Origin of the sequence: Micromonospora parathelypteridis (assembly GCF_014201145.1) — a bacterium.
GTDB classification, from domain to species: domain Bacteria; phylum Actinomycetota; class Actinomycetes; order Mycobacteriales; family Micromonosporaceae; genus Micromonospora; species Micromonospora parathelypteridis.
Genome location: NZ_JACHDP010000001.1, coordinates 2,047,731 through 2,061,334, shown reverse-complemented (window position 1 = coordinate 2,061,334; position 13,604 = coordinate 2,047,731). Strand labels below are relative to the sequence as shown.

Below are 13,604 nucleotides of genomic sequence, written 5' to 3'. Positions count from 1 at the left end.
CAGGAGGAACCACACCAATGGACGTTAGCGTTCTCGCCGAGGTCAACGGCAGCACCGCTGCCATCGGCTACGGCCTCGCCGCCATCGGCCCCGGCATCGGCGTCGGCCTGGTCTTCGCTGCCTACATCCAGTCGACCGCCCGCCAGCCGGAGTCGTCCCGGATGACCCTGCCGTACGTCTGGATCGGCTTCGCCGTCATCGAGGCGCTCGCGCTGCTCGGTATCGCCTTCGGCTTCATCTGGGCTAAGTGATTCCGCCCTTCAACCGGGAGGTAACCATGAACTTCCTCGCCGCTGAGGGTGGTGAGTCCGCCCACAACCCGATCATCCCGCTCTGGCAGGAGGTCGTGGTCGGCTCGGTGGCCTTCGCCGTGCTCTGCTTCGTGTTGATGAAGTTCGTCTTCCCGCGCATGGAGCAGACGTTCCAGGCTCGGGTCGACGCGATCGAGGGCGGCATCAAGCGCGCCGAGGCTGCCCAGGCCGAGGCGAACCAGCTGCTCGAGCAGTACCGTGCCCAGCTCGCTGAGGCCCGGACCGACGCCGCCAAGATCCGTGACGACGCGCGGGCCGACGCCGAGGGCATCCGACAGGACATCCTCGCCAAGGCACGGGAAGAGTCCGATCGGGTCATCCAGGCCGGCAAGGACGCGCTCGCCGCCGAGCGGGCCACCATCGTGCGCGAGCTGCGCGCCGAGGTCGGCACGATCGCGGTGGACCTGGCCAGCAAGATCGTTGGCGAGTCGCTGGCCGACGAGGCACGCCGCAAGGGCACCGTCGACCGGTTCCTGAGCGATCTCGAGAGCACGGGGGCCCGCTGATGCAGGCCGCCAGCCGGGAGTCGTACAAGGTCGCGGCCGAGCGCCTCGACGCGTACGTCCGCGGCGCGGAGCCGTCGGCGGTGGCCTCCACCGCCGACGCCATCCTCTCCGTGGCGTCCCTGCTGCGGCGAGAGCCGCGGCTGCGCCGGGCACTGTCCGAGCCGGCTCGTTCCGGCGAGGACCGCGGTGCCCTGCTCGGCGACATGCTCGGTGGTCGGATCGGCGCCGACGCGCTCGACCTGCTCGTGGTGCTGGTGTCCGGCCGCTGGTCGGCACCGTCGGAGTTGCTCGACGGCGCCGAGCGGCTGGGCGTGGAGGCGCTGCTCGCCAGCGCCGACACTGCCGGCGAGCTGGGCGAGGTCGAGGACGAGCTGTTCCGCTTCGGCCAGGTCGTGACCGGTCAGTCGGCGCTGAGCAACACGCTGGCCGACCCGGTCGCTCCGGTCGAGCAGCGGGCCACGCTGGTCCGCGAGCTGCTCGCCGACAAGGCCCGACCGGTCACCGTCCGTCTCGTCGAGGTGGCGCTCGCCGGCTTCGGAGGGCGTTCCTTCACCGGCGCGCTCACTCGGCTGGTGGAGCTCGCCGCCGATCGACGCGACCGGCAGGTGGCGTACGTGACCGTCGCGGCCCCGTTGAGTGACTCCGACGAGCGCCGGCTGGGTGCGAGCCTCACCGCGATATACGGTCGTGAGGTCTCCGTCAAGCAGACGGTCGACCCCCACGTCCTGGGTGGCGTGAGCGTGCGGGTCGGCTCCGACCTGTACGACGGCACCATCCTGCGCCGCCTCAACGAGACCCGCAACGCGCTCGCGAAGCGCTGAGCGGCTTCGCCGCCCAGCAATGCGGTGGCTTCGCCGCCCAGCAATGCGGTGGCTTCGCCGCCTCAGTGTTGGGGCGGCTTCGCCGCCGGCAGCGCCCGGATTGACAGACGCCATTCGGACCGGTCGGTACTAGGTATCCCGGGCCCCTGAATTTTAAGGAAGCAGAGGATGGCCGAGCTGACCATCTCGACGGAGGAGATCCGCGGCGCCCTGGAGCGCTACGTCTCTTCCTACTCGTCCGACGTCTCCCGCGAGGAGGTCGGCACCGTCGCCGACACCGGTGACGGTATCGCCCACGTCGAGGGCCTGCCCTCGACCATGACCAACGAGCTCCTGGAGTTCGAGGACGGCACGCTCGGCGTGGCGTTGAACCTCGACGTCCGGGAGATCGGTGTCGTCGTTCTCGGTGACTCCGCCAAGTTGGAGGAGGGGCAGCGCGTCAAGCGCACCGAGCGGGTTCTCTCCGTTCCGGTCGGCGACGCCTTCCTCGGCCGTGTGGTCGACGCGCTCGGCCAGCCGATCGACGGGCTCGGTGACATCGCCAACGAGGGCTTCCGCGAGCTGGAGCTGCAGGCTCCGAACGTGATGTCCCGCCAGTCGGTGTTCGAGCCGCTGCAGACCGGCATCAAGGCGATCGACGCGATGACGCCGATCGGTCGGGGCCAGCGGCAGCTGATCATCGGTGACCGCAAGACCGGCAAGACCACGGTCGCCCTCGACGCGATCCTCAACCAGCGCGACAACTGGCGCACCGGCGACCCGAAGAAGCAGGTCCGCTGCATCTACGTCGCCATCGGCCAGAAGGCCTCCACGATCGCCTCCATCAAGGGGCAGCTCGAGGAGGCGGGCGCGCTGGAGTACACGACCATCGTCGCCTCCCCGGCGTCCGACCCGGCCGGCTTCAAGTACCTGGCCCCGTACACCGGCTCGTCCATCGGGCAGCACTGGATGTACGGCGGCAAGCACGTCCTGATCGTCTTCGACGACCTGAGCAAGCAGGCCGAGGCGTACCGGGCCGTGTCGCTGCTGCTGCGTCGCCCGCCGGGCCGTGAGGCGTACCCGGGTGACGTCTTCTACCTGCACTCCCGCCTGCTGGAGCGTTGCGCGAAGCTCTCCGACGAGCTGGGTGGCGGCTCGATGACCGGTCTGCCGATCATCGAGACGAAGGCCAACGACATCTCGGCCTTCATCCCGACCAACGTCATCTCGATCACCGACGGCCAGATCTTCCTGGAGACGGACCTGTTCAACCAGGGCGTCCGTCCGGCGATCAACGTCGGTACCTCGGTCTCCCGGGTCGGTGGCGCCGCGCAGGTGAAGCCGATGCGGAAGGTCGCCGGTTCGCTGCGGCTCAACCTTGCGCAGTACCGCGAGCTGGAGGCGTTCGCCGCCTTCGCCTCCGACCTGGACCGGGCCTCCCAGAACCAGCTGAACCGCGGTTCCCGGCTGGTGGAGCTGCTCAAGCAGCCGAACTACTCGCCGTACCCGGTGCAGGAGGAGGTCGTCTCCGTCTGGGCCGGCGTCGAGGGCAAGCTCGACGACATCCCGGTCGGCGAGGTGCGGCGCTTCGAGTCGGAGTTCCTCCAGTACCTGCGGCACAAGCACCAGGGTGTGCTGGCCGGGATCGCCGACAACCAGTGGGGCGACGACATCATCGGCTCCCTGGAGACGGCGATCGCCGAGTTCAAGCAGGTCTTCCTCGGCAAGGAGGACGAGCGTCAGGTCAACGACCAGGCCGCGCAGCCGCTGGAGGGCGACGAGAACCGCGAGACGGTGACCCGCTTCCGCGACGGCGCGACCGACCGCCCGGCCGAGAGCTGATCCCATGGCGGCCCAGGTACGCGTTCTTCGTCAACGGATCCGCTCGGCGAAGTCGATGAAGAAGATCACCAAGGCGATGGAGCTCGTGGCGACGAGCCGGATCGCCAAGGCTCAGGCCCGGGTGCAGGCGTCCCTGCCGTACGCCCAGGCCATCACCGGTGTGCTCACGGCGCTGGCGTCCAACGCTCGGATCGACCACCCGCTGCTCACTCCGCGCGAGCGGGTGCAGCGGGCGGGCGTCCTGTTGGTCACCAGCGACCGTGGCCTGGCCGGCGGTTACAGCTCCAACGCGATCAGGATGGCCGAGTCGCTGATCGCGCGGCTCAAGGCGGACGGCAAGGAGCCGGTACTCTACGTCATCGGGCGTAAGGGCGTCGGGTTCTACCGGTTCCGCGGCCGGCCGATCGAGGCGAACTGGACCGGCTTCAGCGAGCAGCCGTCGTTCGAGGACGCGCGTGCCGTCGGTGAGACGCTGATCAAGGCGTTCACCGCCGGTGCGGACGACGCGGACGGCAGCGCCGGTGCGGACGGGGTGCTCGGCGTGGACGAGTTGCACATCGTCTACACCGAGTTCCACTCGCTGATGACGCAGAACCCGGTCACCAAGATCATCGGTCCGATGCAGGTGGAGGACCGGCCGCGCTCCGAGGGGCTGCTGCCGGCGTACGAGTTCGAGCCGGAGGCGGAGGCGCTGCTCGACGCGCTCCTGCCGAGGTACATCAACACGCGGATCTACGCGGCGTTGATCGAGTCGGCGGCGAGTGAGTCGGCGGCACGGCGGCGGGCCATGAAGTCCGCCACCGACAATGCCGAAGAGATGATCGAGAAGTACACGCGTGAGATGAACTCGGCCCGGCAGGCCGGTATCACCCAGGAGATCAGCGAGATCGTCGGCGGCGCCAACGCGCTTGCCGCGTCGGGAAGTGAAGTGTGATGACTGCACCAGTAGAGACCAAGACGGCCACGGGTCGCGTGGTCCGGGTCATCGGCCCGGTCGTCGACGCCGAGTTCCCGCGCGACGCCATGCCGGCCCTGTTCAACGCCCTGAATGTCAACGTGAACCTGTCCGGTGGTGAGAAGACGCTGACCCTGGAGGTCGCCCAGCACCTGGGTGACAACCTGGTCCGCGCCATCTCGATGCAGCCGACCGACGGTCTGGTTCGCGGCGCGACGGTGCGCGACCTTGGCGAGCCGATCAGCGTGCCGGTGGGCGACGCGGTCAAGGGCCACGTCTTCAACGCGATCGGCGAGGTGCTGAACCTCAAGGAGGGCGAGACGTTCGAGGCCGACGACCGGTGGGGCATCCACCGCAAGGCCCCGGCATTCGCCGACCTGGAGCCGAAGACCGAGATGCTGGAGACCGGCATCAAGGTGATCGACCTGCTCGCCCCGTACGTCAAGGGCGGCAAGATTGGCCTGTTCGGCGGCGCGGGTGTGGGCAAGACGGTGCTCATCCAGGAGATGATCACCCGTGTGGCCCGCAACTTCGGTGGTACCTCGGTCTTCGCCGGCGTGGGTGAGCGCACCCGTGAGGGCAACGACCTCATCGCCGAGATGACCGAGTCCGGCGTCATCGACAAGACCGCGCTGGTCTACGGCCAGATGGACGAGCCGCCGGGCACCCGGCTGCGGGTGGCGCTCTCCGCGCTGACCATGGCCGAGTACTTCCGCGACGTGAAGAAGCAGGAGGTGCTGCTCTTCATCGACAACATCTTCCGCTTCACCCAGGCGGGTTCGGAGGTCTCCACCCTGCTCGGCCGTATGCCGAGCGCCGTGGGTTACCAGCCGACCCTGGCCGACGAGATGGGCGAGCTCCAGGAGCGGATCACCTCCGTCCGGGGCCAGGCCATCACGTCCATGCAGGCGATCTACGTGCCGGCGGACGACTACACCGACCCCGCCCCGGCCACCACGTTCGCCCACCTGGACGCGACCACCAACCTGGAGCGGTCGATCTCCGACAAGGGCATCTACCCGGCCGTGGACCCGCTGGCGTCCTCGTCCCGGATCCTCGCCCCGGAGTTCGTCGGCCCCGAGCACTTCCAGGTCGCCACCGAGGTGAAGCGGATCCTGCAGCGCTACAAGGACCTGCAGGACATCATCGCCATCCTCGGCATCGAGGAGCTCTCCGAGGAAGACAAGATCACCGTGGCCCGGGCCCGGCGGATCGAGCGCTTCCTCTCGCAGAACACCTACGCCGCGGAGCAGTTCACCGGCGTGCCGGGCTCGACGGTCCCGATCAAGGAGACCATCGAGGCGTTCCGCAAGATCAGCGAGGGTGAGTACGATCACTTCCCCGAGCAGGCGTTCTTCATGTGCGGCGGTCTCGAGGACCTGGAGGCCAAGGCCGAGGAGCTGATGAAGGCCTGACGGCCTGATTCGATCGAAGCAAAGAGACTGCCCCGGCAATGCCGGGGCAGTCTTTTGTTCATCTTCACGCCCTATCATCGTCGCGGTCCGTTACTCGTGCTCGTCGGTGTCGTGCCACCCGAGATACGGTCGTTCCGCGCGCTCACCTGAACGAGCGTTGATCTTTGCAACCTTTCGACGACGTGCGCCCGTCTTCCTCCCTGTGGGCGTAACGAACGGAGCTGCTCGTGGGTAAGGCCGGCAAGCGAGGCCGCAAGTCGTCCGTCTGGCGGGGCGTGCCGCGCTGGGCCAGGATCTGCACGGTGTTCGGCACCGTGCTGACCGTGCTCAGCGGAGCGGTGCTGGTCGGCACCGAGGCACTCATGGCCCGCTACGAGGGTGCGGTCGGCAAGGCTGACCTGTTCGGCGATCAGGCGGCGGGCGCCCAGCCCAAGAAGAGCGACATCAAGGGTCCGCTCAACATCCTGCTGGTCGGCATCGACCCGCGTACGCCGACGGCAGCGCCGTTGGCCGACTCGATCATGGTGCTGCACGTGCCGGCGTCGATGGACCGGGCCTACCTCTTCTCTCTGCCGCGTGACCTCTACGTGCCCATCCCGCCGTTCAAGAAGGCCAACTTCCCCGGCGAGACCACGAAGATCAACGCGGCCATGTCGTTCGGCAGCAAGGTGCCCGGGGCGAACCCCGACGCGGCTCGGGGCTTCGAGCTGCTGGCCACCACTGTGCAGAACGTGACCGGCATCAAGCGGTTCGACGCGGGCGCGATCATCAACTTCACCGGCTTCCAGAAGATCGTCGACGCCATGGGAGGCGTCGACATGTACGTCGAGCGGGAAGTGAAGTCCGAGCACAAGCAGCCGGACGGTAAGGCGCGGCCAGGCAATACGCGCGGCGAGGGCTACGTCGGCCCGCAGGCGATCTACAAGAAGGGCAACCAACACCTCAAAGGGTGGCAGGCGCTGGACTACGTCCGGCAGCGCTACCCGAAGAACGGTGTTCCGGACTCCGACTACGGCCGGCAGCGACACCAGCAGCAGTTCGTCAAGGCCATGGTCGGCCAGGCGTTCAGCGCCGACGTGGTGGCCAACCCCATCAAGCTGGACAAGGTGCTCCGCGCCGCTGGCCAGTCGCTGATCTTCAACGGTCGGGGCAGCAGCGTGGTCGACTTCGGGCTCGCCCTGAAGGACATCCGCCCCAACACCATCCAGATGATCAAACTCTCCGGTGGTGAGCTCAAGAACAGCAGGGGCGCCTACCTGGGTGAGCAGTTCTCGGCGGGGGTCCCGGACTTCTTCACCGCCCTGCACAACGAGCAGCTCGACCCGTTCCTGCTGGAGCATCCGGAATTCGTGAACAAGACCAAGTAGTCGTGACGCGGTTCTCCCCACCCGCGTTGGGAGCGCGCGCGCGTCAGGCTAGACTTTCGGCAATCCATCGCCGCAGCAAGGAGACAGCGTGGCACAGCAGCTTCACGTCGAGCTCGTCGCCGTCGAGGAGAAGGTCTGGTCCGGTGACGCCGAGATGGTCGTCGCGCGGACGACCGAAGGCGAGCTTGGTGTCCTGCCGGGGCACGCGCCGCTGCTCGGCCAGCTCGCAGAGCCCGGCCAGGTCCGCATCAAGCTTGCTGGCGGTGAGCAGATCTCCTACGAGGTGGCCGGCGGCTTCCTCTCGGTGAGCGCCGACGGCGTCATCGTGCTTGCCGAGAGCGCAACCCCGGTCTCCGCGCAGAGCCGCTGAGCCACACCGGGGATGGAGATCGTCGAAGGAGTCGGAGTCGGCGTTGTCGTCATCCTCGGCGCGCTTCTCACCCTCTTCGTTCGGCGAGCTCTGGTCACCCGCAGCGGTGGCATCATCCGGCTGAGCGTCCGAGTCACGACCGTGCTCGACGGTCGTGGCTGGTCGCCCGGCTTCGGCCGGTTCGCCGGTGACGAGCTGCGCTGGTACAGGATGTTCAGCTTCGCGATCCGACCCAAGCGGGTGCTCTCCCGCAAGGGGCTCGCGGTCGAGCGCCGCCGGTTGCCGGAGGGCCAGGAACGGCTCTCCATGCCGGCCGACTGGGTGATCCTCCGCTGTACCAGTCACCATGCACCGGTGGAGATCGCCATGGCGCGGTCTACCGTGACCGGTTTTCTCTCTTGGCTCGAGGCCGCCCCTCCGGGGGCGGTCTCGCCGCGTATGGCCTCCCAGGACTGGCCGGCTGCCTGAGCTGTCTTGGCTGTCGGTGGTCGCTGTCTTGGCTGTCGGTGGTTGCTGTCTGGGTTTCCGGGGAGCCCGCCCGGCTCCGGGCGGTCAGGCTTGATCCCTGCGCCGGGCGGGCTCCCCGGAAACCCTCGTCGGGCACTGTGCGTCAGTCCCGGCGGGGTTTTCTTCAGCTGCCGTTACCGGGTTGCGGGTTGTTCTGCCTCTACGGGGGCCGGTTCTGCCTCTACCGGGCCGGTTCTGGCTCTACCGGGCCGGTTCTGCCTCTACGCGGGTCGGTTCTGCCTCTACGCGGGTCGGTTCTGCCTCTACCGGGACGGTTCTGGCTCTGCTGGGGTTGGTTCTGGGTCTTGGGGGTTGGTTCTGGGTTCTTGGGTGGCTGGGTGGGCTTGATCGTCGCGAGGTCGGCGATGTTGCGGTGTTCCGCTGGTTGGATACCCCCACATCGCCGACCCTGTGTTGATCATGGGGTCGGCGGCCCGGCCGGGTGATTGGCGCGGCCGTGGGTCGTAGGGCCCGAGCCCATGCCGCGACGGCCGAGACGCAGCAAGATCGACTCCACATCCGCGATGTTGCGGTATCTGGGCGGCTGGACACCGCAATATCGGCGACATGAAGTCGATCTTGCCGGCTCTCGGCGTCGCGGCTCAGGTGGCCGGCCGGCCGGCCAGGAGGCTTCCCCTGGTACGCGTGGCTGCGGCCAGATCGGGAACGCACACCTTGACGTGGTGCGGAGCGCCGACGGTCAGCGCTTGCCGCCCGGCACCCATAGCACATCTCCCGCCGGATTTGCCGTTCTTGACAGGATAAAGAGCAGATCGGAGAGCCGGTTGAGATACTTTGCCGGGAGCGGGCTGGTCCGTTCCGGATCGTGGCTGACCAGCGCCCACGCCGCTCGTTCCGCACGCCGGGCAGTGGTCCTTGCCACGTGCAGCAGCGCCGCGCCCGCGGTGCCGCCGGGGAGGATGAAGGAGTCGAGCTTGGTCAGGCGTGCGTTGTACTCGTCGCACCAGCCTTCCAGGCGCTCGACGTACTCCTCGGTCACCCGCAGCGGCGGGTACTTCGGCTCCGGCTCGACGGGAGTGGACAGGTCGGCCCCGACGTCGAACAGGTCGTTCTGCACCGACCCCAGCACGCCCCGCAGCTCCTCGTCGAGCCCACCCAGGGCGAGCGCGACGCCGATCGCCGCGTTGCACTCGTCGACATCCGCGTACGCGGCGATCCGTGGATCGGTCTTCGGCACCTGTTCGTTGTTGCTCAGCCTGGTCATGCCGGCATCGCCGGCCTTGGTGTAGATGCGCGTGAGGTGGACGGCCATGACGCACAGCCTACGGATTCCCGACCTGACGATCCCGGCGCGCCCGGACAGCACCGCCAGTTGGCCGGTGGTGGTGGGTCCCGGCGACGCCGGCGATCCGGCGGTCAGTGATGTCGACGTCATCCGGGTCCACGGTGACGCCCGACTGGCCGGCACCGTGCACGTGGTCGGTGCCAAGAACTCGGCGTTGAAGCTGATGGCCGCCGCGTTGCTCGCGCCGGGCCGCAGTGTGATCACGAACGTCCCACGGATCACCGACATCGCGATCATGGGGGAGGTACTGCGCCGGCTGGGCTGCGACGTCCAGTTCGACGCGGACGACCCGGTCGACCCGATGGTCGCCCGCGGTGGGGTGGCCCGGTCTCGTTCGGTGACCATCGACGTGCCCGAACAGCCCGGCGCGGACGCCGACTACGACCTGGTCCGGCGGTTGCGCGCGTCGATCTGTGTGCTCGGCCCGCTGCTGGCCCGCCGGGGGTACGTGCGGGTGGCCCACCCCGGCGGTGACGCCATCGGATCCCGGGGCTTGGACATGCACGTCTCCGGGCTGACCCGGATGGGCGCGGAGATCTCCGGTGAGCACGGGTTCGTCATCGCGTCTGCCCCGCACGGGCTGCGCGGCGCGGACATCGTGTTGGACTTCCCCAGCGTCGGCGCGACCGAGAACCTGGTGATGGCGGCGGTGCTGGCCCAGGGCGTCACGACGATCGACAACGCGGCCCGGGAGCCGGAGATCGTCGACATCTGCACGATGCTCAACCAGATGGGCGCACGGATCTCCGGCGCGGGCACGTCGACGCTGCGGATCACCGGGGTGCCCGGTCTGCGCCCGGTGCGGCACGCCACGGTGGGGGACCGGATCGTCGCCGGCACCTGGGCGTTCGGCGCCGCGATGACCCGGGGCGACGTGACGGTGACGGGGCTGGACCCGGCGTTCCTGGAGGTGGCGCTGGACAAGGTGGTCGCGGCCGGTGGCCTGGTGGAGACCCGGGGGGATGGCTTTCGCGTACGGATGGACGACCGGCCCCGGGCGGTGGACGTGGTGACGCTGCCGTATCCCGGCTTCGCCACCGACCTGCTGCCGATGGCGATCGGCCTGGCCGCGGTGAGCGACGGCGCTTCCCTGATCACCGAGAACATCTTCGACGGCCGGTTCATGTTCGCCAACGAGATGATGCGGCTCGGCGCGGACATCAAGACCGATGGGCACCACGCGGTGGTGCGTGGGCGGGATCGGCTGTCGGGCGCCCCGGTGCAAGCGACCGACATCCGTGCCGGGGCAGGTTTGATCATCGCCGGGCTCTGCGCTCAGGGGGTCACCGAGGTCTCCCACGTGCACCACGTCGACCGGGGCTATCCGGACTTCGTGGCGGACCTGCGCGCCCTCGGGGTGGCGGTCGAGCGGGGCACCACTCCGGAGGAGCCGTCGCTGGAGATCTGAGGCCAGCTCCGGTCTCCACCTTCACGCCGCGCGTGCGTCCACGCGCCCGACGTCCACCCTGGCGGCAACCGTGCTCGTCGCGGCTCTCGCGATGTCAGGCGGCCTTCAGCGAGGCTCGCACGTGCCGTCGCGCGTCGTGGATGCGTGACTTCAGGGTGCCGACCGGGATGGCGAGGTGGTCGGCGATCTCGTCGTAGGTCAACTGGCACAGGTCACGCATTACCAGAGGGGCGACCAGTTCGGGTCGGTGAGCCTCCAGCCGTTCCAGCGCGTCCAGCAGGTCGAGCCGGGAGCCCGCGATCACGCTCGTGGTGCGTGGGTCGACGGCATCGAGCGGGAGCAGCGGCGTGGTTTGCTCGTCGGCCCGGCGCTTGAGGCTTCGGTACGTCTGCCGGGCGCAGTTGGCCGTGACGACGTACAGCCAGGTGGAGAACTTCGACCGGCCCGCGAAGCCGTCTATCTTGCGAGCGACCTGCAGAAGGGCATCCTGGCACGCCTCTTCGGCGTCCTGCCTGCACGGGAGGAGGCGCAGACACTGCCGCAGGACCTGCGGGCCGATCCTGATCAGCAGCGCGTCAAGAGCGGCAGCGTCGCCCGTGGCGGCGCGGCCGGCGAGCTCCTCGATTTCAAGATCGTCTGACATGCTCAGGCCCCGTTCCTCAGCGTCTTGGGGGTGATAATACGGGCGTGTCAGTACCCGACAAGATCGGCCGATATCGCGTTCTGCGGCGTATCGGTTCCGGAGCGTTCGCCACGGTGTGGCTCGGCGCCGACGATGCTCTGGACGCGTCGGTGGCGATCAAGGTACTGGCAGACAACTGGTCGTACCACGCCGATCTGCGGGAGCGGTTCGAGCAGGAAGCGCGGATCATGCGGCGGACGGATTCCAGCCTGCTCGTGCGTGTGCTCGACGTAGGTGAGCTGCCTGACGGACGGCCGTATCTGGTGATGCCGTACGCGGCCGGTGGCACCCTCGCGGATCGGCTCGTCTCGGGGCCGATGCCGGTACGGGAGGCCCTGCTCGTCGCGGCCGATATCGCCAGTGCCGTGACAGTGCTGCACGAGGCCGGTGTGCTGCACCGTGACCTCAAGCCGTCCAATGTGTTGTTTGAGCCGGCCGCGGATCGCGATCGGGTGCTCGTCGCCGACCTCGGCCTGGCCAAGGCGCTCGCGAACGCGTCCGGCTTCACCATCGCCGCCGGCACACCCGGCTACATGCCGCCCGAACAGGCCACCCGCGGCGGAGGCCTGGACATCCGCGCCGACGTGTACGCGATCGGCGCGACCCTGTACCACATGCTGACCGGAAGCCCTCCCGACCAGGCCAGCCGCGCCGGCAGGGGCGGGCGGTCGTTGCCCAGGCCGTCTCAGGTGCGGCCCGGAGTCCCGTCCACCGTGGACGATCTGGTGCGACGCGCGCTGCATCACGACCCTCGGCAGCGGTGGGCGTCCGCCGCGGTCATGCTCGAGGAGCTGCGTCGGGTCATCGCGTCGATGGAACGGGACACGGGCCGTGGCCGGCTCGTGCGGCAGTCGAGGAGAGTTGTCGGCGTCGGGGTCGCACTGACCGCGCTGCTGGCGACGACGGGTTCCAACTCCACCCTGCCGGCACGGTCGGGTTGGGTACGCGTCCACGATGTCTCTGGTGCCCTGTCGGTCGCCGTGCCGTCGAGCTGGGCCGGCGAGGTGAAGGACGCCGGCTGGGATCCTGCGGTGCTGCGACTTCCCGCTGGCCAAGCGCCGGGTCTGGTGGTCGCCCCGGATCTTGACGTCTGGCCCGATCCGGCGAGCCGGATACCCGGTGTTTTCGTCGGTGCGAGCAAGGCTCTGCTCGCCGGTGGCGCGGGGGCCGCTTTGCCCAGCCACACCTCCTGCGTCCAGCAGCCCGACCGGACCCTGGACGTGGGCGGTAACCAGGCACGAGTACGGCGATGGACCTCGTGTGGCGCCTCGGTCTCGTTCAGCGAGGTGGTGCTCTCCGTCCCGCAGCGCAGCTATGGCGTCTACCTCCAGATCAAGCAGATCGGCGACGCCGACCTGACCGACGAGATCCTGGCCGACCTGCGGTTGTCCAGCTCGCTGGCGCCGCAGGCCGGCCGGGTCGGGTCGGTTCACTCGTAGCAGTCCTGGTTCTTGAACTGCAGGGTCAGCGCGGTGACCTTGCCGTTCTTCGTTGCGATGCGGTAGACGGCCTTGTCGTTGCCGGGGGTCGTCGCGTAGCCAGCGTTGACCCCCTCCCTGTATGCCGGGTAGATCCGAAGCACCTCGGCGCTTGACATGCCGATGCCCAGACCCTCGGGCGTCCTGATGCCGGGCCACACGTCGATGGCGGCGATTCCCAGGGTCGGCGAGTGGGTGACGGTCCCCTCTTCGGTCGGTGCGGCGCGCAGGAATGAAAAGCTACAGCGCTCCGTGATGGCGAACGGGCGCAGCATTCCGGTCGCGGTGGCCTGCTGACGGGTCATTCCGAGCTTCAGCGAGCCGATGCCCTTCGGGCCCAGGACGAGCGAATCGGTGGTGGGGTTGCTCGACGGCCGCGCGGACGGCGAAGGCGACGCGGACGACGTGGACGGCGTGGACGGCGCGGACGGCGTGGACGACGTGGGCGTCGCGGTGGTGGCCGCGCTGGTCGTGGGGTCTGGTGAGCCGGCCGGCGCGGCGTTGCCGCTCTGGTGCGTCGGTGAGGCGCACGCGGCGACGAGCAGAAGGCAGGTGAGGGTTCCGACCAAGGGCGTGGTACGCATCATGAACTCCTGGCTAATTCCGCTGGGTTGTTGTCGTAGGGTTCGATGCACCCGCGAGGGAGTTTGTTCTCCG

At 68.7% G+C, this 13,604-nt stretch carries 14 protein-coding genes; 11 read left to right on the top strand and 3 right to left on the bottom strand.

The genetic code is table 11. From position 1 onward, the window contains the following. Window positions 1-17: 17 nt before the first annotated feature. The 9 genes from HNR20_RS08940 to HNR20_RS08900 all read left to right on the top strand — a co-directional run bounded on the left by HNR20_RS08940 (window position 18) and on the right by HNR20_RS08900 (window position 8,034). Complete coding sequence (locus tag HNR20_RS08940; protein WP_184178103.1) at window positions 18-251, top strand: ATP synthase F0 subunit c; 234 nt, start codon at window positions 18-20, stop codon at window positions 249-251. A 26-nt stretch (window positions 252-277) separates the two neighbouring features. Then, a complete protein-coding gene (locus HNR20_RS08935) occupies window positions 278-817 on the top strand; it encodes a F0F1 ATP synthase subunit B (RefSeq protein ID WP_184178101.1) in 540 nt (179 codons plus the stop codon). Next, the gene (locus tag HNR20_RS08930) at window positions 817-1,638 is read left to right on the top strand and encodes a F0F1 ATP synthase subunit delta (RefSeq protein WP_184178099.1); all 822 of its coding nucleotides are present in this window, start codon (window positions 817-819) and stop codon (window positions 1,636-1,638) included. The genes HNR20_RS08935 and HNR20_RS08930 overlap by 1 nt, the downstream gene beginning before the upstream one ends. Before the next feature lie 168 nt (window positions 1,639-1,806). After that, entirely contained in the window at window positions 1,807-3,459 is a 1,653-nt protein-coding gene (gene atpA, locus HNR20_RS08925; RefSeq protein WP_184178097.1) for a F0F1 ATP synthase subunit alpha, read from the top strand. Window positions 3,460-3,463: 4 nt separating this feature from the next. Continuing rightward, complete coding sequence (locus tag HNR20_RS08920; RefSeq protein WP_184178095.1) at window positions 3,464-4,393, top strand: F0F1 ATP synthase subunit gamma; 930 nt, start codon at window positions 3,464-3,466, stop codon at window positions 4,391-4,393. Further along, window positions 4,393-5,829 (top strand): F0F1 ATP synthase subunit beta, encoded by a 1,437-nt coding sequence (gene atpD / locus HNR20_RS08915; protein ID WP_184178093.1) that lies wholly within the window; start codon window positions 4,393-4,395, stop codon window positions 5,827-5,829. Before HNR20_RS08920 ends, atpD begins: the two co-directional genes overlap by 1 nt. Window positions 5,830-6,050: 221 nt before the next feature. Then, the gene (locus HNR20_RS08910) at window positions 6,051-7,196 is read left to right on the top strand and encodes an LCP family protein (RefSeq protein WP_184188199.1); all 1,146 of its coding nucleotides are present in this window, start codon (window positions 6,051-6,053) and stop codon (window positions 7,194-7,196) included. A gap of 88 nt (window positions 7,197-7,284) precedes the next feature. After that, a complete protein-coding gene (locus HNR20_RS08905; protein WP_184178091.1) occupies window positions 7,285-7,566 on the top strand; it encodes a F0F1 ATP synthase subunit epsilon in 282 nt (93 codons plus the stop codon). Between the two features lie 12 nt (window positions 7,567-7,578). Continuing rightward, window positions 7,579-8,034, top strand: a complete 456-nt coding sequence (locus HNR20_RS08900) for a DUF2550 domain-containing protein (RefSeq protein ID WP_184178089.1) — start codon at window positions 7,579-7,581, stop codon at window positions 8,032-8,034. 739 nt (window positions 8,035-8,773) lie between these two features. On the opposite strand, the gene HNR20_RS08895 is transcribed toward HNR20_RS08900, so the two are convergent. Then, a complete protein-coding gene (locus tag HNR20_RS08895; RefSeq protein WP_184178087.1) occupies window positions 8,774-9,346 on the bottom strand; it encodes a cob(I)yrinic acid a,c-diamide adenosyltransferase in 573 nt (190 codons plus the stop codon). On the opposite strand from HNR20_RS08895, the gene murA reads away from it, so the two are divergent. Continuing rightward, window positions 9,345-10,787, top strand: coding sequence for a UDP-N-acetylglucosamine 1-carboxyvinyltransferase (gene murA, locus HNR20_RS08890; protein WP_184178085.1), 1,443 nt, complete (start codon window positions 9,345-9,347; stop codon window positions 10,785-10,787). The two genes, HNR20_RS08895 and murA, sit on opposite strands and share 2 nt — an antisense overlap. 94 nt (window positions 10,788-10,881) lie before the next feature. On the opposite strand, the gene HNR20_RS08885 is transcribed toward murA, so the two are convergent. Next, window positions 10,882-11,430, bottom strand: a complete 549-nt coding sequence (locus HNR20_RS08885; protein ID WP_184178083.1) for an RNA polymerase sigma factor — start codon at window positions 11,428-11,430, stop codon at window positions 10,882-10,884. A 44-nt stretch (window positions 11,431-11,474) separates the two neighbouring features. Between HNR20_RS08885 and HNR20_RS08880 the strand changes: the two genes are divergently transcribed. After that, entirely contained in the window at window positions 11,475-12,908 is a 1,434-nt protein-coding gene (locus HNR20_RS08880) for a serine/threonine-protein kinase (protein ID WP_221309749.1), read from the top strand. On the opposite strand, the gene HNR20_RS08875 is transcribed toward HNR20_RS08880, so the two are convergent. Then, the gene (locus tag HNR20_RS08875) at window positions 12,899-13,531 is read right to left on the bottom strand and encodes a hypothetical protein (protein WP_184178081.1); all 633 of its coding nucleotides are present in this window, start codon (window positions 13,529-13,531) and stop codon (window positions 12,899-12,901) included. The two genes, HNR20_RS08880 and HNR20_RS08875, sit on opposite strands and share 10 nt — an antisense overlap. Window positions 13,532-13,604: the final 73 nt, after the last annotated feature.